We start from the raw sequence: 17,147 nt of genomic DNA on the forward strand, positions 1-17,147 counted from the left end.
TTGGGAAAGTTCATGAGCAAGGCGCTTGGGCGCCCCAGCACGCGCACAGAGTGCAATTGAAGGGTACCGCCAAAACAAAGGTTTTCAACGCATCATCGGTTGCTTGCACCAAGACACCTGACCATTCACGCGAGCATGACGCAGCGTCATGCACGCAAGCGTTCGCATGCCAAGTGCCTCGATACGGAAAGCACGCCGAAAAACGTCATCATTTCGGATGATGCCGGGAACAAATCGGGCCTTTCAACCGTCATTTACCTGGTGCTTGTCACTGCACCTGCTCGGAATGGAGACCGAGCAAAACTCCGGCGGGTTCGCCCGCCGGCTTTTTTCGAAGCCGGGTCAGCTCTGCTGGCGCAGCCAGTCCGCGAGCGAGGGCCGCTTGGTTCCGCCCCTTCCCCGAAAGGCTTCGGCCGCACACAACGAGTTCAGGATGGCCTCCTGCGTCGCCTCGGTGGCGGCGCGAAAGAGCATGTCGATCCGATCCTCGTTCAGCGCGGTGATCGGGTAAAAGTCCCCCGACTCGTCGTGGTCAACGCTAGCCCCGGTCGTGAAACCGATCGCGATATCGCCGCTGCCGTGCCCCCAGAAGGCCCCAAGCCGGGCGATACCGGCGCCACACCGCCGCGTCACGCGCTTCAATTGGCGGTGTTCCATCGGCACGTCCGTGGCGAGCACGATCATGATCGACCCCTTCTCCGCCTCCTGCTTCGCGCGCGGGTCGGGACGGCGGCCGTCCGGCAGCACGAGGTCGCCGACACGGCCGAAGTTGGACAGCACGAGCACGCCTAGGTGAAAGTCCCGATCGTCAAGCACCATCCGGCGCGAGGACGTACCGATCCCGCCCTTGAAGCCGAAGCAGGTCATGCCGGTGCCCGCACCGACGCTGCCTTCGGCGACCTCGCCTGAATGCGCCTCTGCCAGCGCCGAGCGAACGTGTTCCTCGGTCACGGCCAGCGCCTGGATGTCGTTCAGCGGACCGTCGTTGCATTCGCCCACGACGGCATTGACGGTCGAGGTGGTGCGGCCGATGTCCGGATTGGCCGCAATCGCCTCACGCACCAGCGCCGTGACGCAGGTGCCGACCGAGAGCGTGTTCGTCAGCAGGATCGGCGTTTCGATCGTGCCGAGCTCATCGACCTGCACGAGGCCCGCGGACTTGCCGAAGCCGTTGATCACCTCACTGGCCGCCAGCACCTTCTTGCGGAACAGATTGCCGCCATGCGGCAGGATCGCGGTCACGCCGGTGTTTACATCGCCGTCACGGATCGTGTGGTGGCCGACGCGGACGCCCGGCACGTCGGTAATGGCGTTCTTCTCGCCGGTCGGCAGGATGCCACAGACGATTCCGAGATTGCGTGCTGCCATCGACATGACGTCTTCCCTTCTGCTCTACTGTCTCGAATGGTGCCGGTTTCACCGACCGAGGCGAGGCGGCCGAGACCCGGGCCAAACCTTATCGGCCCGGCCGTTCGCCCGCTACCCAACGGATCAAAGCCGGCCCGCCTCGATGATCCGCTTCAGGAAAGCCTGCGTGCGCTCGCCCTGCGGCTGGCCGAAGATCTGCGACGGAGGACCTTCCTCATAGACGACGCCGCCCTGCAGGAAGCAGACCTTGTCGGCCACCTCACGGGCAAAGCCCATTTCGTGGGTGGCGAGCACCATCGTCATGCCCTTCTTGGCAAGATCGCGGACGATGTCCAGCACTTCGGAGACCAGTTCCGGGTCGAGCGCCGAGGTGATCTCGTCGAGCAGGAGCAAGGTCGGGTCCATCATCAGTGCGCGGACGATCGCCACGCGCTGCTGCTGGCCACCGGAGAGGCGATCGGGATACTCACTTGCCTTGTGATCGAGGCCGATACGGGCAAGCAGCTCCTTGCCCTTCTCGACAGCCTCTTTCTTGTCCATACCGAGCACCTTGAGCGGCGCCAGCGTGACGTTCTCCATCACTGTCATATGCGGAAAAAGATTGTAGCCCTGAAAGACGATGCCAATCTCGCGCCGGAGCATGTCAAGATCGACGCCGGGACCAGTGACCCGGTCGCCATGCAGGCGAATTTCCCCTTCCTGGATCGTCTCCAGGCGGTTGATGCAGCGAAGCAGCGTGGACTTGCCGCAGCCGGACGGGCCGATCAGGCAGACGACCTGATGTTCCTCGATATCCAGCGAGATGCCGGCCAGAACCTCGACGGGTCCGTAGCGCTTGTATGCCTTGTCGATTTCGACGAGTGCCATGTCTCTGAATTCCTTACCTGCCGGCTCACGAGCGCATCTTGCGGCGGTCGCGTTCGATCAGCTTGTCGACGAAACGGGCCTGCGGGATGGTGATAATGATGAAGATGATCGCGACGGTCGTGACGGCGGAGAGGTTGAAATAGTTGCTGGCGATGATCTTCGACTGGTTGAAGGCGTCGATCGTGCCGATGATGGCGACCAGTGCCGTATCCTTCTGCAAACTGATGCAGTTGTTCATCAGCGGCGGCACGATGCCACGCACGGCCTGCGGCACGACGACATAGCGCATCGTCCTGAAGTAGGAGAGGCCAAGGGAGCGGGCGGCGGCGATCTGGCTCGGGTGAATACTCTCGATGCCGGCGCGATAGACCTCGGACGTGTAGGCGCCGTAGGTCAGCGTCAGCGCGATGATCGCATAGGCGTTGGACGAAAGATCCTTCAGGATCGGCAGCCCGGTCAACGGCAGGCCGAAACCGATCAGGTAAATCGTGATGATCGCCGGCAGGCCACGGAACAGATCGCCATAGATGATGGCGATGGTGCGGATCGGCCTGCCCGCCTCGCCCGGCAAGGTGCGGGCGATCGCCACGACCAATGCCCAAACCAGGATCAGGATACAGGAAACGACGAAGATGAAGACGTTGGTACCGAAGGCCTTCAGCACGGCGCCAGCGGATTTCGCAATCAGCCCGACGTCGAAGAAGGTCCGGCTTACCGCCGCGTCATTGACGACAAGGAACCCGGCGGCGGCACAGATGATCAGCAACGAAGCCGCATAGGCGAGCGCTTTCCACGAGGTGTCGGACGCTTTCGCGCCAAGCTCGCGACCAAGATAGATGTCCGAGGAACGTGCCGACTGTCGCGACAATGACACGGCCCGCAGCGCCACACCGACCACGACGACAGGAAGGATGACCGCAAGGATCGAGATCAGATTGACCGGCATTGCCGACCAGCCCTGGGCCAGGACGTAGTCGCGGATGGTATAGACCGTGTAGACAACGGCCAGAAGCGTGAGGATCGAGCAGATCAGCACCACGAAGGCGCGCCTGCCATGGGTTTTCACCTGGTTGCGAGCGCGCCAGTTGTTGGCGCGCTCTCCCCCGGCTTCGACAGCCGATATGGTCATGGGGTCTCTCTATTCTCGATTACTGCTTCCAGGCCGGAACATCGTCCGGCGAAACGCCGCCGAAGGATTCCAGCAGATAGGCCTTTTCCAGCTGCTTCAGCGTGCCGTCGGCCTTCAGCTCTTCCATGACCTTGTCGATGACCGGGTTGTTGGACGAGCCCTTCTGGTAGATGCCGGCCGTCTGGCCGCCGGTGGAGTACTTGCCGAGCGTGACGAGCTTGCCGTTCGAATTGGCAACCTGCCCGAGGACGATGCCGAGGTCGGTCATGACCGCATCGACCTTGCCGGCTGCGGCGGCGGTGAACATCGAGCCGGTGTCGTCGAACACGTCGACCTGTGCGACCTTCAGCGTCTCCTGCAGGAACGGGATCATCGTCGTGCCGGCCTGGGTACCCATGTGGCTCGTCTTGATCGTCTCTTCGTTCAGCGTCGAGCCGGCCTTGGCGGCGATGCCGTAGTCGGAGGAGGCATAGGGCATGGAGAAATCGACGACCTTCTTGCGCGGCTCGGTGACCGAGATCAGCGCCAGCGCGATGTCGAATTCTCTGTTCTGGCCGGCAACGATCGAATCAAACGAGGCGTTGACCAGCTTGACCTTGTCGAGGCCGAGGCGGTGGGCGATGTTGACGGCCATGCAGAACTCGAAGCCGTCCTTGATCGTCTCGGGCGTGTCGCCGTTGAACTGGCCCACGGCCGGCAGGTTGATGATGACGGTGAACTGCCCCGGAACGGCCGGAGTGATCGAAGCGGTGCCCTTCTGGCCGGTCAGCGGGCAATCGCCGTAGCCTTCCGAAGCCATTGCCGTGCCGGCGGAAAGCGCCAGCGAGGCGGCGAGCAGTGCGCCGGTCGCAACGCGTTTCGTGATCTTGGAGATGGTCATGGTTCCCTTCCTTTATGGTCGTTTGCTTGAGAGGATTGGCGTCTAGAGGAGCGGCTCAGAGTTCTTCAGGGCGAGCTCGAGATAGACGGTCTGGAGGCGGCGCGTGATCGGACCGGGCTTGCCGTCCGCAATCGTGCGATCCGCTATTCTTATGACCGGGGTCACAAGGCTGGACGCGCTGGTGAGGAAGGCTTCCTTGGCCTGATAGGCTTCCTCGACCGTGAACCGGCGCTCCTCGATTAGAGCATCCAGGTCTTCCGCAATTTTCAGAATGGCCTGCCGCGTGCAGCCGGGCAGGACGGCATGGGAGTTCGGCCGGACGACGATCTTGCCGTCGGCGGTAACGATATAGGCGGTCGAGGAGGCCCCTTCGGTGACGAAGCCGTCCTCCACCAGCCAGGTCTCGTGGAAGCCCTTGGCCTTCGCTTGCTTCTTGGCCAACACCTGTGCGAGCAGCATCACGGTCTTGATGTCCCGGCGCGCCCAGCGCTGGTCTTCGATCACGTCCACAGCGACGCCATTTTGCACCGATGCGGCACCGCGCAGGTTCTTCGCCTGGGTGAAGGCAACGAAAGTCGGCTGCATGCCGTCGGCGAAGCCGAAGTCGCGGTCCGCCGCTCCACGCGTCACCTGCAGGTAGACGACGCCCTCGCGCAGTTCGTTGCGGCGGATCAGTTCAGCCTGGACCTTCATGATCTCGGCGACCGGCAGCGGCAGCGGAATCATGATTTCCCTGAGCGACCGTTCCAGGCGGGCAAGGTGCAGGTCGTTGTCGACGAGTCGGCCGTCGATGACTGCGCTCACCTCGTAAATGCCGTCGGCAAAAAGGAAACCGCGATCGAAAATTGAAATCTGTGCAGCGTGTTCGGGCAGGTACTGCCCGTTCACATAAACGGTCCTGGTCAAGGCGAAAACCTCGGTAAATTGAGATGAAAAGCTCGCGGGCCGAACGCTATGGAAAAGGCCTTTGCCTGGCCAATGCTTTGTTTTTCAAGATTTATGCATTTTTTGCATAGGCTCATTTGCGGCACTTTGATAGGAAGACACATCCGCACGAGGAGAGCGGCGCCCATGGAACTGAAATGGCTCGAGGATTTCACGACTCTCGCTCAGACACTCAGCTTTTCGCGAGCCGCGGAAGAGCGCAACGTCACGCAGTCGGCGTTCAGCCGACGGATAAAACAGCTTGAGGTGTGGCTCGGGGTGACGCTCGTCAGCCGCGCAACCTTTCCTGCCGAACTGACCCGCGAAGGAAGGGCGTTCCTGCCGGTCGCACAGGAAACGATCCGGAATTTCTACGCGACCCGCGACGCCCTCCGTCCGCACAAGAACGACCAGACGCTCACCTTTTCGGCGCTCCACACACTGACGGTGACGTTCTTCCCGGAGTGGCTCAACACCGTGGCCAAGAGGCTGAGCAGCATTCGCTCCCGCCTCAGCCCCGACAAGGGTGGGATCGAGGAGAATATCGGTACACTGGTGGATGGAGAGGCGGATTTCCTCCTCACCTACGCCCACCCCGCCGTGCCGTTTCTGCTGGATTCAAAACTCTTTCCCTACTGCGTACTTGGGACGGAACGGGTCATTCCAGTCTGCCGCCCTGACACCGGCGTTCAGACGCTTGACGCGACAATCAAAAGCGGAGAACCGATTCCCTATCTGAGCTACGGCGACTTCTCGTTCTTCGGGGTCGCATTGGCGAAGCTCTTTGCGGCACGGCCTGCGTTCACGCGACGGATCGTCCACGAGAACACGATCTCCATTGGCCTGAAGACGATGGCGCTGGCCGGCTGGGGGCTCGCCTGGCTGCCGGAGAGCCTCATCCGCCAGGAACTGGCGGAAGGAAGCCTAGTACGGGCGAGCGATGATCCCGCCTGGGACCTTGAAACGCAGATCCGCATCTACCGCCACGCCGCGGCGGGCCGACCGATCGTGGAAGCCTTCTGGCAGGCGATCCGCTCCGGATAGAGGCCGTGAGCGTCGGTGCGCTCAGTCGCGCTTCCCCTGTTGTCTACCCTCAAGAAGCTCGATCTGGATCTGCTGCAGTTCCGCCAGGCGCTCCCACTGATGCGCCATCTGGTGATCGATCATGTCGTGCAGCTGACGGATCTCGAGCTCGGCGCGCAGGTTGATCATGTAGTCGTTTTCCGAGCGCCGGCGATCCTTCGCCTCCTGGCGTTTCTGGCTCATCATGATGACTGGCGCCTGGAAGGCGGCCACACAGGAAAGAACAAGATTGAGCAGGATAAAGGGATAGGGGTCGAACCCGCCGACCAGCAACCCTGTCACGTTGATCGTCATCCAGCCGACCAGCACCAAGCAGAAGGCGATGATGAAGGTCCAGGAACCGCCAAACGCGGCAACGTTGTCCGCGGCCCGCTGTCCGAAGGTTTCCGCTTCGAGGTCCTTCCTCACCGCGCTTGCAGCAGTGGCGTGAACGGAGGAGGCGCCCTTCTCGAAGCTCTCCAGCACCTGACGGTCCAGATCGCTTAGTTCGCCGCGCTCCTGTTCGAGAAGGTCGGCCACGTAGCGACGGCGGTACGACGACAGGTCCGGACCGCAGATACGGCTGTCGGCATTCCAATCCTTCACGTCTCTGGCGATCAGCTCCGAAATGCCGGGTCGGATGGAGGAGGCGTGGTAGAGCCTGCCGGCGGCAAACAGTTCGCCGCAGACGGCACATCGCTCCGTCCTGGCGTGGAGGCCGTTTCCGTTCTTGCCCATCCCGCAACTCTCCCACCAATCGGTAAGCCTGCAGAAAGCCTGCCCGACCGGAAAGCTACAGTGGGCGAAGGCGAGCGGCAACTCGCGTCGCCGCTCGCCCGACGCGAATTCAGGCGGTCGCGCCTCTGGTTCGTGTCTGGTGGATCTCAATCAGGCTCGGGCCGTTGCGGCGTGCGGCCGCCTGCAATGCAGGACCAAATTCCGCGACATCCGAGAGCCGGACGGCCGGAACCCCGTAGGCCTTGGCGATGTCCAGGAAGTCGGGCGCCGAAGGCTTAACGCCTTCCGGCTCGATCCCGTTTTCGACCATGTAGTTCTCGATCTCCTGGTAGCCGTCGTTGTTCCAGACGAGGAAGATGACCTTTGCGCCGGCATCCGCCGCAGAGCCGATTTCTGCCAGCGAGAACTGGAAGCCGCCGTCGCCGGTGAGGCAGACGACTGGACGGTCGGGAGCGCCGATCGCCGCCCCCACCGCTGCCGGCGCGCCGTAGCCAAGCGCACCGAATCCGGTCGCGGCGTTGAACCAGCTCATCGGTCGCGCGACGTCGAGGTAGATGTTACCGGCATAGACGGCCTGGGTGGAATCGCCAACGACAACCGCATCTGGCAGCGCCTTGTAGATCATGCCGATCACACCGATCTCCGTCTGGATCTTCGGCGAAAGCTCGCTCCAGGCGCCCTCGCGCGCATTGCGAGCCAGCTGTGCGCCCTCGGCGCTGTGCGCAGACAGCAAGGGCAGCAATCCGTCGATGGCCGATTGCACCGTCGACAGAACCGGCAGGTCCGCCCGGGGCTCCCGCGCCAGTTGCTGGGCGTCGATATCGATCCGCACGAATTTCTTCAGCGCCGGGAAGGCATCGTTGGCATACATGTCGTAGTCCGTCTGCCCCATCTCCGTCCCGAGACCGATGACGAGGTCGGCATCCGCGATCAGCGCCCGGGGCGCCTTCAGACTTGGACTTGCGGGTACTCGCAACGGATGGCCGGACAGCATGCCACGGGCATTCGTCGTCAGGACGACCGGTGCATCCAGTTTTTCGGCCAGCGCTGTAACCGCCTTGTCCGCCGAGGCGGCGCCGCCACCGCACATCAGCACGATACGTCTTGCCTGGTTGCACAGGGCGGCCAGTTCCGCCAGCGTCGCGGTATCCGCACTGGGGCGCGCCGCTCGGGTTGCCTTCGGCGTGTAGTCGCCGGCCGGAAGCGGCATCACATCCGTTGGGATTTCGATGTGGACCGGACCCGGCCGTGCCGAACCCATGATCGAAAAGGCCTGCGCGATCACCGCGGGCAGGTCGGCGGGATCGACCAGGGTGTGCGAATAAAGGGCAAAGCTCTTCATCATCGCTGCCTGGTCCGGCAGTTCGTGCAGCAGACCGCGGCCATGGCCGAGCGAGTTGCGGCGGTTGACGCCGGAGATTACCAGCATCGGCACCGAATCCTGGCGTGCCTGCGCCATGGCCGTGATCGTGTTCGTCAGGCCCGGGCCGGTGATGACGAGCGCCACGCCGGGCTTGCCCGTCACGCGGGCGTAGCCATCGGCCATGAAGCCTGCGCCCTGCTCATGGCGCGGCGTGATATGGCGGATCTTGGAGGTGGCAAGGCCTCGATAAAGTTCGACCGTGTGCACGCCGGGAATGCCGAAGACCACCTCGACGCCGTTCGCCTCGAGGAGATCGACCATCGCCTCGCCGACTGTCTTTGGTCTCGTGATGGAACTCGTCATGCCCGCTTTTCCTTCCTGCAGTTCGATCGCATCGCCAGGGCGGAAATCCGCCGGCTGGCCTCTTCAATCTGGTCATCCGGCACCGTCAAGCTGATGCGGATGAAGTCGGCCGCCCTGTCTCCGAAGGAGGCTCCGGGCATGACTGCGACCTGCTCCTCATCCAGCAGGGCCCATGCAAATTCCTCACCGCTCATGCCCGTCCCGGAGACGTCGACGACGATGAACATGCCGGCCTCCGGCATCAGCGGAACCAGCCCGGGCGCCTCGGACAGAACCGTCACAATCCGCTCGGCCCGGCTCTTGTAGGATTTCCGCATGCGCGCAGAGGTGTCGATGGCATTATCCAGCGCAAAGGCGGTCATGTCGGCGATGAAGGGCTGCGTGCCGAAGAGCATCGTCTCGGAAACGGAGAGCAACCGGTTCGTGAATTCCTCCGGTCCGATCGCCCAGCCGCTGCGGAACCCGGGGGCGGCATGCGACTTCGAGATTGACGAGCAGACGATCGTGCGCTCGGCGAGGTCGGGACTGTCGAAGGGCGAGGCGAAGCCGCCGGAAAACACCAGTTCCTCGTAAACCTCGTCGCAAACGATCCAGAGATCGTGCTTGCGGCAGACTTCGCCGATCGCCACGATCTCGGCGGCGGTCAGCACCGCTCCAGTGGGATTGTGCGGCGTGTTGAGCAGCAGCACGCGGCATTGCGGCGTGATCGCCCGCTCGAGGTCCTCCGCCTGCATGTGAAAGCCCTTTTCCGCACTCAGCGGCACCGTCACCTGATCTGCGCCGGTGGCGCGGATCACCCCTTCGTAGGTAGCGTAGAGCGGGTCACCGACCAACACCCCGTCACCCTTCTCGACAAGCCCGAGCATGACGACGAAGAGAGCCGTCTGCGTGCCGGGAAAGCAGAGCACGTTTGCGCTCGTCACATCGGCGCGGCGCTTCTTGTACTTGCGAACCAGTGCCTCGACCACCGACGGCTCGCCCCGGCCATTGGAATAGCGGTAGCGACCGGCATGCATCGCCCGCGTCGCTTCGGCCAGGAGGCTCTCGTGCGGAGGCATATCGGGTTCGCCGATCGTCAATTCAATGATTGGCTCGCCCTTCTCCTTGCGGCGGCGTGCCTCCGAGTGCACTGCCCACTTCTCTGAGCCCAGGCTTGCCAGCCGATCCGTGATGGATGCATAGCGCATCGTCGTCCTCTCCATTTCTAGTCAATTGCCTTCGGCAACCCGATCGGCACTCCTACCAACGCCTCGACGGAGGCGAGTGCGATTTTCACCAGTTCGCTTTCCTCGAAAAGATCTCCCGCCAGGCAGCCTTCCAGCCAGAGACCGTCGAGCAGTCCGTTTATCGCGATGGCAAGCGCCCGGCAGCGCGCCGGGCTGGCATCCTGCCCCCTGTTCGCGAGGAAGTCGGCAAGCAACCCCTCCAGCGCATCGCGGAAACTGAGATAGCCCTCGCGGTGGATGGCCGAAAGCATCGGGTCGACGCTCACCTGGCTGATGAACGAGGCCCAGAGCGACAGGCTGCGGCTATTCGCAACCGGCTCCGTCAGGTTGATGACGATGAACGAGCGCAGCCGCTCCTCCGGGTCGCCGGTCACGCGCTCAGCTTTTTCCGTCAGCCGGGCGATCACCACCCGATAGGCCTCGTGGAGAATGTGCTCCTTGGAGGAAAAATAGTGCCGGATCAGCCCGGCCGTCACGCCGGCCTTGATGGCGATCTGGCGCACCGTCGCGCCCTGCAAGCCGGATTCGGCGATGCAGTCCAGCGTCGCCTCGATCAGATCGTGGCGGCGTTCGCTTTCGGGCGCGCGATGAAAGGGGCGTCTCGTCATGCAGCCCGCCTGAGGACAGGCCGCGTCAGGCAAGTCGGGCCGCCCTCGCAGGCGATACAGAGCGCGTCGGCCTCGAAGGTTTCGACCGTGCAGCCGGCAGCCTCCATCGCCGCCTTCGTCTTGGGAAAGCCGGCAACCATGATGACCTCGTTCGGCCGGGTCGGAAGGACGTTGAGGCTAAGCCCGTTGCTGGCATGGAACTCGTCGGCCGGTGCCTCGATCAGGCGAATGCCACGTTTTTTGAGAAGCAGATAGAATGCTGCCGGCAGGAGCGGCGCGAAGACGAGAGCGAGGTCGCCGGCAAGCGGGCTCATCACGCTCATCAAATGCAGGCACGCCTCCTCGCCCTGCCAGAGCGGCAGGTCATAGGCCAGCACCGAGATGCCATGCGGCGCAAGCATGCTCGTCAACTGGTCGATACCCTCCTGATTGGTGCGCACGCCCCGGCCGACGACGAGCGTCTTCGTATCGAGCCAGATGCAATCGCCGCCCTCGACCGTGCCCGGGGACTCGATCCGCCCAAGAATGGGGATCTGCCGTTCGGCATAGGCCTTCTCGTGCAGTTCGGTCTCGTTCGCCCGAAGCGGCTTGCCCATACGCAGGATGATCGCGCCGTGGTCGGACATCAGCGAGGGGTCGTGCGTGAACATCGCATCGGCGAGCCCGTCGGCGGAATCTTCGAGCCAGATGATCTCCGTCCCCGACTTTTCTACGAGCCGAGTGAATTCCGCATACTGGCGCACCGCCTTCTGTCCGTCGAAAGTCGGCCCGTAGTGCCATTTGACCGGATCGGCGGCGACCAGGCTCGGGCCGGGACGGCGCATCAGCACGCGCAAGAGCGGGGCCGACATTTCCTGGGATCCGAACGCGGACATGAGCTACTCCTTTGACCGAAAAGGCGTTTTGGCGGCGCCAAACAAAAAGTCGGCGACGCGGGTTATTATACGCTTGAACAATTACGCCACAAGTGCAACGATGGTGTCAATGGAAGGACGTGACGAGCCGAAGATGCCCGCACGACGAAGAGCCACCGGCTGCAACGGCACGGTGTGCGAAGAAAAACAGGGGAAGAAATGCGCATGAGTGATGCTGTGTTCTGCCGCGCGGAGAAATCTGTCCGATGACGGATCGCGCCGAGGCAATCGCAGTCGAAAACCTGCACAAGCGCTTCGGACCGCTCGAGGTCCTCAAGGGGGTTTCGCTCACGGCACGAGAAGGCGACGTGATCGCCATCATCGGCGGGTCTGGTTCGGGCAAGTCCACCTTGCTTCGCTGCATCAACATGCTGGAACTCCCCAGCGCCGGATCCGTGACGATCCACGGCGAAACGATCGCCATGAAGAAGGACGGCCACGGCGGCCTCATGCCGGCTGACCGGAAGCAGGTGCAGCGCATTCGCTCGCGCCTGGGAATGGTGTTCCAAAGCTTCAATCTCTGGCAACACATGACGATCCTCGAAAACGTGATCGAGGCGCCCGTCCATGTTCTGGGCGAGCAGAAGGCCAAGGCGGTGGAGCGCGCCGAGGCGATCCTTCGCCGCGTCGGCCTGTTCGAAAAGCGCGACGCCTATCCCGCGTTCCTCTCCGGCGGCCAACAGCAGCGCGCCGCCATCGCCCGGGCGCTCGCCGTCCAGCCGCATGTCATGCTCTTCGACGAGCCAACGTCGGCACTCGATCCGGAACTGGTGGGAGAGGTGCTGACCGTTATCGGCGACCTGGCGAAGGAAAAGCGCACGATGATCCTCGTGACGCACGAGATGAAGTTCGCCCGCAACGTGGCCAACCACATCGTCTTCCTCGCCAATGGCGTGATCGAGGAGCAGGGCCCGCCCGAAGAGATCTTCGGCGCACCGAAATCGGAACGATTGAAGAAGTTTATCAGCTCCATCCACTGAAAGTATAAATAACCAACAGAGGGGAAAAAGCATGAAGACTGCATTGAAAACGCTCGCGCTGGCCGCCGTCGTCGGCCTGGCCGGCATCACCGGCGCAGCCGCCGCTGCACTGAAGGTCGGCGTTGCGGCCGAGCCCTATCCGCCGTTCACCGCGCCTGATGCCGCCGGCAAGTGGGAAGGCTGGGAAGTCGACTTCATGAATGCGGTCTGCGCCGAGGCCAAGCTCGAGTGCGTGCTGACCCCGGTGGCCTGGGACGGGATCATCCCGGCGCTCACCTCCGGCAAGATCGACATGATCATGAGCTCGATGTCGATCACCGCCGAACGCCAGAAGACGATCGACTTCTCCGACAAATACTACAACACGCCCACCGGCGTGATCGGGCCGAAGGGCGTGGCCTTCGACGCCACTCCGGAAAGCCTGGCCGGCAAGACCATCGGCGTCCAGGTCGCGACCATTCACCAGGCCTACGCCAACCACTACTTCGGCGCGACGTCGACGCTGAAGGAATACCAGACCCAGGACGAAGCCAACAATGACCTGGCCGCCGGCCGTCTGGACGCCGTCCAGGCCGACTCCATCGCCCTCAGCGATTTCCTGAAGACTGATCAGGGCAAGGACTGCTGCGAGCTCAAGGGTCTCGTCAAGGATGACCCGGCGATCCTCGGTGCCGGTGTCGGCGTCGGTATGCGCAAGGGCGAAACCGAACTGAAGGACAAGCTGAACGCCGCGATCAAGGCGATCCGTGCAAGCGGCGCCTATGATACCATCACCAAGAAGTACTTCGACTTCGACGTGTACGGCGACTGATCACCGTCGGCTGGCGCGCATCGGGAGAAGCGCGCCAGCCCCGTGACCTTTGAATTGCTAAAAAAAACCAAGGGAACAGCATGAAAAAGACTGCGAAAATCCTGGCGATGGCTACCGCGCTCGGCATCATCGCCGCGGGCGCCGCCGCCGCGGAAACAATCAAGGTCGGCTTGGCGGCCGAACCGTATCCGCCGTTCACATCGCCCGACGCAACAGGCAATTGGCAAGGCTGGGAGATCGATTTTCAAAAGGCCCTCTGCGCCGAAGCCAAGCTCGACTGCGTACTGACCCCGGTTGCCTGGGACGGCATCATCCCGGCGCTTACGTCGAAAAAGATCGACGTCATCATCGGCTCGATGACGATCACCGAAGAACGCATGAAGACCATCGACTTCACCGACCGGTACTACAAGACACCGAGCGGTGTGATCGGCACGAAGGGCGTGGCGTTCGAACCCACGCCGGAAGGTCTCGCCGGCAAGACGATTGGCGTCCAGGTATCGACGACGCAGGAAGTCTACGCAAACACGTACTTCAGCGGCAATGGCTCGACCGTGAAGATCTACCAGACGCAGGACGAGGCGAACCAGGATCTGGTCGCCGGGCGCATCGACGCGATCCAGGCCGACCTGATCCCGCTCGAGGACTTCCTCAAGACGGAGGAAGGCCAGGCCTGTTGCGAGATGAAGGGCGTGGTCAAGGACGATCCGGCGATCCTGGGCGTCGGCACCGGCATCGGCCTCCGCAAGGGCGAGGATGAACTGAAGGCCAAGCTCAACGCGGCAATCAAGGCGATCCGAGACAACGGCACCTACGCAGAGTTCACGAAGAATTACTTCAGCTTCGACATCTACGGCGAATGATCCGTCTCGAGCCGTGCCGCGGGAAGCGCGGCACGGCTTCCTGGCTGGTACTGTCAACGACTTTTCCGCCGGGCGACCGGCCGGATTCAAACGGATACAAGGTTCATGGCGACCGATCCCGGTAGTTTGATCAATTGGAGCCTTCTGGCGCTCGACCCGCCCGGCTGGGGCGGCGTGCTTCTTGGAGGTCTCCTCAATTCGATCAAGATCGCGGTCGGTGGCTATGCACTCGGGCTCACGCTCGGAACCGGCGGCGCCTTCGGCAAGCTCTATGGCGGACCCGTGCTGAAGGATCTGCTCGAGGTCTACACGACCCTCGTGCGGGCCATTCCGGAACTCGTGCTGATCCTGCTTCTCTACTATGCGGGAACGGATCTTCTGAACCAGCTGATGTCGGCGATCGGCTACGGCCCCGTTGACATCAGCGGGCTTGCCGCCGGCATCTTCGTCATCGGCGTCGTGCAGGGCGCCTATTCGACCGAGGTGCTACGCGGGGCGATCAAGGCCGTGCCGGCCGGTCAGATCGAGGCTGCCCGCGCCTTCGGCATGTCGCCCGCCCAGATCATGCGGCGCGTGACGCTGCCCGCCATGCTGCCGCATGCCATCCCCGGCCTCTCCAATCTCTGGCTGATCGCCACGAAGGACACCGCGCTGCTCGCCGTCGTCGGTTTCAGCGAGCTGACGCTCGTGACGCGCCAGGCGGCCGGCAGCACCAAGGCCTACCTGCTGTTCTTCTGCGCCGCCGGCGCCCTCTATCTCACCCTTACGCTCGTTTCGAACGTGATCATCCGCATTATTGAAGCCCGCGCGCGGCGCGGCATGGTGGCGACAGCATGATGAGCGAGGGCAGCACGATCGACGCCATGGCGCTCACCGAACTGCCGAACCGGCAAAGCTTCTTCAAGCCGCACCGGATCGCGCTGATGGCAATCGCGGCGATCATGGTCTTCTGCGTCGTCTGGTTCATGCGCTGGGACTGGGTGCCGGAATATGGCGGACGGCTTCTGTCCGGCGTCGGCGTCACGCTGCTGATGCTTTTCAGCACCTGCATTCTCGGCTTTCTCTTCGCGCTCCCGATTGGCCTTGTTCAGGTCACCGGCCCGTGGCCGCTGAAGATGCTCGCCAAGGGCTTCTGTACGATCATCCGCGGCACGCCGCTGCTGCTCCAGCTCTGGCTGCTCTACTACGGCCTGGGCTCGCTGTTTCCCCAGTTTCCGGCCATCCGGGACTCGTTCCTCTGGCCCTATCTGCGCGAGGCATGGCCCTATGGCCTCGCCGCCCTGACGATCTCGTTCGCCGCCTACGAGGGCGAGGTGATGCGCGGCGCCTTCGCCGGCGTGCCCGCGGGCGAACTGGAGGCGGCCCGCGCCTACGGCATGAGCCGCTGGAAGGTCTTCCGCCGCATCTGGCTCCCGCGCGCAATCCACCGGGCATTGCCGACGTTGAACGGCGAGACGGTGCTGCAGCTGAAATCGACCCCGTTGGTCGCCACCATCACCGTCATCGACGTCTACGCCGTGATTTCCAAGATCCGGCAGATGACCTACCTGACCTACGAGCCCCTGCTCCTGCTTGCACTCATCTACCTTTGCTTGACAGCGATCCTCGTTGTGGGGTTCCGCTATCTCGAAAACAAGATTCCAACTCGTGGTGCCTGACATGAACATTCGCGCTTCCCTCACCAACGCCATCCCGGAACTGGTCGCCATCCGCCACGACCTGCACGCCCATCCAGAACTCGGGCTGGAGGAGGTGCGCACCTCGGACGTAATTGCGCGGCATCTGGAAAGCTACGGCTACAAGGTGACGCGCGGACTGGCGAAGACCGGCCTGGTGGCGACGCTCTCGAACGGCACCAGCCGCAAATCGATCGGCATTCGTGCCGACATCGATGCGCTGCCGATCTTCGAGGAAACCGGCCTGCCCTACGCCAGCAAGACGCCCGGCCTGATGCATGCCTGCGGCCACGATGGGCACACGGCTATGCTGCTTGGCGCGGCGCGCGCCATTGCGGAACGGAAGAACTTCGACGGCACTGTTCACCTGATCTTCCAGCCGGCGGAGGAGAATTTCGGCGGCGCGAAGATCATGGTCGAGGAAGGCCTGTTCGACCGCTTCCCGTGCGATGCCGTTTTTGCGCTTCACAACGAACCGGGTCTGCCCTTCGGCCAGTTCGCCCTGCGCGAAGGGCCGATCATGGCCGCCGTCGACGAGGCGCGCATCACGGTCAACGGTCGGGGCGGGCATGGCGCCGAGCCGCAGGAGACCGCCGATCCGATCGTCACCGGCGCTTCGATCATCATGGCGCTGCAGTCGATCGTATCGCGCAACATCCATCCGCTTGACCCGACCGTCGTCACCGTGGGCTCCTTCCACGGCGGCTCAGCCAGCAACATCATCCCCGAGCGGGCCGAAATCGTCGTCGGCATCCGCTCCTTCGATCCCGGCGTCCGTGACGAGCTGGAACGTCGCATCCGCCTGATCGCCGAGCGTCAGGCCGAAAGCTACGCGATGACCGCGACGGTCGACTACCGGCGCAGCTACGACGCCACCATCAACCACAAGGCCGAAACCGACCTGCTGCGTGATCTCGCCACCCGTTTCGCCGGTGCCGACAAGGTGGTCGATCTGCCGCGACCGTTCATGGGCAGCGAAGATTTCGCCTACATGCTGAAGGAGCGCCCCGGCAGCTACTTCTTCCTCGGCGCCAAGGCGTCGGACCAGGCAAAGCCGCTGCATCACCCCGGCTTCAACTTCAACGACGACCTGCTGCCGATCGGCGCGGCTTTCTGGACGGAGCTCACCGAGAGCTATCTCAGGCCCGTCTGAGGTCGGGTAAGGGCTATCCTTTTTAAGAGCGGCGCTAAAGAATGCGCCGCTTTTCTTTTGAGGTACGCGGAACCGGAATCCGCTCCATTTTCACGGCCCGCTCGGGCCACGACCCTCCAATTGTAGTAAGCGCGCGGCGCTCTTCGCCGCCCGGAATGGCCGGATCGGCCCGCTGTTTTTCAGCGATCACTAAAACGTGACGATTTTTCGTTTGACACCCCA

The 17,147-nt window shown here is 63.0% G+C and carries 17 protein-coding genes; 7 read left to right on the forward strand and 10 right to left on the reverse strand.

The genetic code is table 11. The features are described 5' to 3' along the window. Nucleotides 1-342: 342 nt before the first annotated feature. The 5 genes from J2Y48_RS00775 to J2Y48_RS00795 form a co-directional block, all read right to left on the reverse strand. Nucleotides 343-1,374, reverse strand: a complete 1,032-nt coding sequence (locus J2Y48_RS00775) for a P1 family peptidase (protein WP_310411214.1) — start codon at nucleotides 1,372-1,374, stop codon at nucleotides 343-345. A 117-nt stretch (nucleotides 1,375-1,491) separates the two neighbouring features. Beyond that, complete coding sequence (locus J2Y48_RS00780) at nucleotides 1,492-2,235, reverse strand: amino acid ABC transporter ATP-binding protein (protein WP_310411217.1); 744 nt, start codon at nucleotides 2,233-2,235, stop codon at nucleotides 1,492-1,494. Nucleotides 2,236-2,260: 25 nt separating this feature from the next. Further along, nucleotides 2,261-3,364 (reverse strand): amino acid ABC transporter permease, encoded by a 1,104-nt coding sequence (locus J2Y48_RS00785; RefSeq protein ID WP_310411220.1) that lies wholly within the window; start codon nucleotides 3,362-3,364, stop codon nucleotides 2,261-2,263. A gap of 19 nt (nucleotides 3,365-3,383) precedes the next feature. Beyond that, a complete protein-coding gene (locus J2Y48_RS00790; RefSeq protein ID WP_310411222.1) occupies nucleotides 3,384-4,244 on the reverse strand; it encodes an ABC transporter substrate-binding protein in 861 nt (286 codons plus the stop codon). Between the two features lie 42 nt (nucleotides 4,245-4,286). Then, complete coding sequence (locus J2Y48_RS00795) at nucleotides 4,287-5,150, reverse strand: D-amino-acid transaminase (RefSeq protein ID WP_310411225.1); 864 nt, start codon at nucleotides 5,148-5,150, stop codon at nucleotides 4,287-4,289. A gap of 165 nt (nucleotides 5,151-5,315) precedes the next feature. Here J2Y48_RS00795 and J2Y48_RS00800 point away from each other — a divergent pair, with 165 nt between their 5' ends. Then, a complete protein-coding gene (locus J2Y48_RS00800) occupies nucleotides 5,316-6,212 on the forward strand; it encodes a LysR family transcriptional regulator (RefSeq protein ID WP_310411228.1) in 897 nt (298 codons plus the stop codon). A 21-nt stretch (nucleotides 6,213-6,233) separates the two neighbouring features. Here J2Y48_RS00800 and J2Y48_RS00805 read toward each other — a convergent pair whose 3' ends face one another. The 5 genes from J2Y48_RS00805 to J2Y48_RS00825 form a co-directional block, all read right to left on the reverse strand. After that, nucleotides 6,234-6,968: a DUF1003 domain-containing protein gene (locus tag J2Y48_RS00805; RefSeq protein WP_310411230.1), complete on the reverse strand. Its 735-nt coding sequence runs from the start codon at nucleotides 6,966-6,968 to the stop codon at nucleotides 6,234-6,236. A gap of 109 nt (nucleotides 6,969-7,077) precedes the next feature. Next, complete coding sequence (locus J2Y48_RS00810; RefSeq protein WP_310411233.1) at nucleotides 7,078-8,694, reverse strand: 5-guanidino-2-oxopentanoate decarboxylase; 1,617 nt, start codon at nucleotides 8,692-8,694, stop codon at nucleotides 7,078-7,080. Continuing rightward, entirely contained in the window at nucleotides 8,691-9,881 is a 1,191-nt protein-coding gene (locus tag J2Y48_RS00815) for a pyridoxal phosphate-dependent aminotransferase (RefSeq protein ID WP_310411236.1), read from the reverse strand. The genes J2Y48_RS00810 and J2Y48_RS00815 overlap by 4 nt, the downstream gene beginning before the upstream one ends. 17 nt (nucleotides 9,882-9,898) lie before the next feature. Beyond that, a complete protein-coding gene (locus J2Y48_RS00820) occupies nucleotides 9,899-10,528 on the reverse strand; it encodes a TetR family transcriptional regulator C-terminal domain-containing protein (protein ID WP_310411241.1) in 630 nt (209 codons plus the stop codon). Next, on the reverse strand, nucleotides 10,525-11,403 hold the full coding sequence (locus J2Y48_RS00825) for an arginine deiminase family protein (RefSeq protein WP_310411244.1): 879 nt from the start codon (nucleotides 11,401-11,403) through the stop codon (nucleotides 10,525-10,527). The genes J2Y48_RS00820 and J2Y48_RS00825 overlap by 4 nt, the downstream gene beginning before the upstream one ends. 245 nt (nucleotides 11,404-11,648) lie before the next feature. Between J2Y48_RS00825 and J2Y48_RS00830 the strand changes: the two genes are divergently transcribed. The 6 genes from J2Y48_RS00830 to J2Y48_RS00855 all read left to right on the forward strand — a co-directional run bounded on the left by J2Y48_RS00830 (nucleotide 11,649) and on the right by J2Y48_RS00855 (nucleotide 16,925). Further along, on the forward strand, nucleotides 11,649-12,422 hold the full coding sequence (locus J2Y48_RS00830; RefSeq protein WP_310411246.1) for an ABC transporter ATP-binding protein: 774 nt from the start codon (nucleotides 11,649-11,651) through the stop codon (nucleotides 12,420-12,422). 31 nt (nucleotides 12,423-12,453) lie between these two features. Beyond that, nucleotides 12,454-13,233, forward strand: a complete 780-nt coding sequence (locus J2Y48_RS00835; RefSeq protein WP_310411249.1) for a transporter substrate-binding domain-containing protein — start codon at nucleotides 12,454-12,456, stop codon at nucleotides 13,231-13,233. A gap of 80 nt (nucleotides 13,234-13,313) precedes the next feature. Then, the gene (locus tag J2Y48_RS00840; RefSeq protein WP_310411252.1) at nucleotides 13,314-14,096 is read left to right on the forward strand and encodes a transporter substrate-binding domain-containing protein; all 783 of its coding nucleotides are present in this window, start codon (nucleotides 13,314-13,316) and stop codon (nucleotides 14,094-14,096) included. 105 nt (nucleotides 14,097-14,201) lie between these two features. Further along, nucleotides 14,202-14,933: an ABC transporter permease gene (locus J2Y48_RS00845; protein ID WP_310411255.1), complete on the forward strand. Its 732-nt coding sequence runs from the start codon at nucleotides 14,202-14,204 to the stop codon at nucleotides 14,931-14,933. Beyond that, nucleotides 14,933-15,754, forward strand: a complete 822-nt coding sequence (locus J2Y48_RS00850; RefSeq protein ID WP_310411258.1) for an ABC transporter permease subunit — start codon at nucleotides 14,933-14,935, stop codon at nucleotides 15,752-15,754. Before J2Y48_RS00845 ends, J2Y48_RS00850 begins: the two co-directional genes overlap by 1 nt. A gap of 1 nt (nucleotide 15,755) precedes the next feature. Beyond that, complete coding sequence (locus J2Y48_RS00855; protein ID WP_310411261.1) at nucleotides 15,756-16,925, forward strand: M20 aminoacylase family protein; 1,170 nt, start codon at nucleotides 15,756-15,758, stop codon at nucleotides 16,923-16,925. The last annotated feature ends 222 nt before the right edge of the window (nucleotides 16,926-17,147 follow it).

Origin of the sequence: Mycoplana sp. BE70 (assembly GCF_031455855.1) — a bacterium.
Classification (GTDB): Bacteria; Pseudomonadota; Alphaproteobacteria; order Rhizobiales; family Rhizobiaceae; genus Mycoplana.

Bases quoted from the DNA above. Each gene is read 5' to 3' on its own strand.
- J2Y48_RS00775 (WP_310411214.1), bottom strand. From the start codon at position 1,374: ATGTCGATGGCAGCACGCAATCTCGGAATCGTCTGTGGCATCCTGCCG.
- J2Y48_RS00780 (WP_310411217.1), bottom strand. From the start codon at position 2,235: ATGGCACTCGTCGAAATCGACAAGGCATACAAGCGCTACGGACCCGTC.
- J2Y48_RS00785 (WP_310411220.1), bottom strand. From the start codon at position 3,364: ATGACCATATCGGCTGTCGAAGCCGGGGGAGAGCGCGCCAACAACTGG.
- J2Y48_RS00790 (WP_310411222.1), bottom strand. From the start codon at position 4,244: ATGACCATCTCCAAGATCACGAAACGCGTTGCGACCGGCGCACTGCTC.
- J2Y48_RS00800 (WP_310411228.1), top strand. From the start codon at position 5,316: ATGGAACTGAAATGGCTCGAGGATTTCACGACTCTCGCTCAGACACTC.
- J2Y48_RS00805 (WP_310411230.1), bottom strand. From the start codon at position 6,968: ATGGGCAAGAACGGAAACGGCCTCCACGCCAGGACGGAGCGATGTGCC.
- J2Y48_RS00810 (WP_310411233.1), bottom strand. From the start codon at position 8,694: ATGACGAGTTCCATCACGAGACCAAAGACAGTCGGCGAGGCGATGGTC.
- J2Y48_RS00815 (WP_310411236.1), bottom strand. From the start codon at position 9,881: ATGCGCTATGCATCCATCACGGATCGGCTGGCAAGCCTGGGCTCAGAG.
- J2Y48_RS00820 (WP_310411241.1), bottom strand. From the start codon at position 10,528: ATGACGAGACGCCCCTTTCATCGCGCGCCCGAAAGCGAACGCCGCCAC.
- J2Y48_RS00825 (WP_310411244.1), bottom strand. From the start codon at position 11,403: ATGTCCGCGTTCGGATCCCAGGAAATGTCGGCCCCGCTCTTGCGCGTG.
- J2Y48_RS00830 (WP_310411246.1), top strand. From the start codon at position 11,649: ATGACGGATCGCGCCGAGGCAATCGCAGTCGAAAACCTGCACAAGCGC.
- J2Y48_RS00835 (WP_310411249.1), top strand. From the start codon at position 12,454: ATGAAGACTGCATTGAAAACGCTCGCGCTGGCCGCCGTCGTCGGCCTG.
- J2Y48_RS00840 (WP_310411252.1), top strand. From the start codon at position 13,314: ATGAAAAAGACTGCGAAAATCCTGGCGATGGCTACCGCGCTCGGCATC.
- J2Y48_RS00845 (WP_310411255.1), top strand. From the start codon at position 14,202: ATGGCGACCGATCCCGGTAGTTTGATCAATTGGAGCCTTCTGGCGCTC.
- J2Y48_RS00850 (WP_310411258.1), top strand. From the start codon at position 14,933: ATGAGCGAGGGCAGCACGATCGACGCCATGGCGCTCACCGAACTGCCG.
- J2Y48_RS00855 (WP_310411261.1), top strand. From the start codon at position 15,756: ATGAACATTCGCGCTTCCCTCACCAACGCCATCCCGGAACTGGTCGCC.